Annotated in this window: 1 protein-coding gene; it reads right to left on the bottom strand. The window is 27.6% G+C overall.

From position 1 onward, the window contains the following. Positions 1–138 precede the first annotated feature (138 nt). Positions 139–1,407: a hypothetical protein gene (locus RM553_RS19365; RefSeq protein ID WP_311536615.1), complete on the bottom strand. Its 1,269-nt coding sequence runs from the start codon at positions 1,405–1,407 to the stop codon at positions 139–141. Positions 1,408–1,443 lie beyond the last annotated feature (36 nt).

Genomic DNA, 1,443 nt, shown 5'->3' with positions numbered 1-1,443 from the left:
TAACGGTTACGGTTACCGCAAGTTGCGGGAGTAGGGATGCGGACTTGTCGGATTAACTATTTTCTTTCCTGGTTACTAAAATTACACTTTTTCGATAAAACCCGTTATTTGCGGTGAACCGATGTTACCTGCAGGCAATTATAACTTTAATAATTTATGCAGTAATTTCTTTATTTTGATAATCTCATCCTTTGTTGGATATTTTGAATTTCCAAAAAGTTTATGAGCAGACTTATATTTTATCTTATAAACCCCTTTTTCAATTAATTCTTTCTTATTTAGATGATTATTTTTACTAGTAAATAGGGACGGGTATATGAGCAACACTATAGCTTGATCTTTAAATTTGGCAACTATTTTCTTTGTGGCTTTTTTACTTATACCACTGACAACAATTACAATAAATTTAGTTTTTATGATAGTTGTAGAAATGTCTATACCTTCTTGCCATTTAAGTTTTGTAAATGGAGGCCTAGTTCCTCTCTTTACAGAATAATATCCTCCTTTATTAATGACACTATTTATTGCTCTAGCTTCATAATTTTTAGGATTAAATATGAATATTGGATTTAAATAATCCAATTTTTTAAAGGTAGGTTCTAATTTTTCTGAATGTTTTTCAAGTGTATATGGTGAAGTGTCAACTTCATTACTTGAATAGAAGTGATGATATACATATTCTTTATTATTTTTATTTCTCTGGTAATTTAATCGAACAAGTGTTCTATAATCAACTATCAATTGGAAAATTTGTTCTGCGCTTGTCGCAAACGTGAATAATTTAATGTCTTTCTTGCAATACCATTCTATCAATTTATTAGTTTCAATAGATGTGATTGCAGCCGCAAAAACTTCATCATTATGATAATTTGGATTAGTTTTCTTGATAGACTCGACCACTTTAGGTAAAGTCTCCAACTTTTTTATAATTACATCGGGAAATTTTAATTTAATCGCATTAAATTGATATATATCTTTCATGGGTACTGGCCTTACACCATCTTTACTTGATGTATAATATCTAATGTAATTTTCTTTAATGTTTCCATCTATATGTAATAGATGTTTTTCTTCAACTTCACTAATTTTTAGATTTACGTCATAAACATCAAGAATGAATGATATAATTAATCTAAGATCATTTAATAAAGAAAATTTGACAATTTTATATAGTAAGATTTTTGATCTTTTAATCTCTAATTTTCTAGGTACTATAGAGGTAAAATAGTAGAAAATATATGCTGCAATTATACTATATGATAATATTAAAATGACATTATTTATCTTTTCAACGTATGGTTTTTCGAATATTGATGGAATTAAAGGTATGATCCGAAACTCAATCCATAAAATCATCCAAATGGTCAATAATAATATAAAAATCAGGTATTTATTAATTTTCCTCATTGAATGAATTCACAATGTTTATTGCTTGCAGGTAAC

It is taken from the genome of Autumnicola tepida, from assembly GCF_031846485.1.
In the GTDB taxonomy this organism is placed as follows: Bacteria; Bacteroidota; Bacteroidia; order Flavobacteriales; family Flavobacteriaceae; genus Autumnicola; species Autumnicola tepida.
This window is presented reverse-complemented; position numbering and strand designations above follow the sequence as displayed.

What these genes read in the sequence shown, in the direction of transcription:
- RM553_RS19365 (WP_311536615.1), bottom strand. Translation starts at nt 1,407, where the DNA reads ATGAGGAAAATTAATAAATACCTGATTTTTATATTATTATTGACCATT.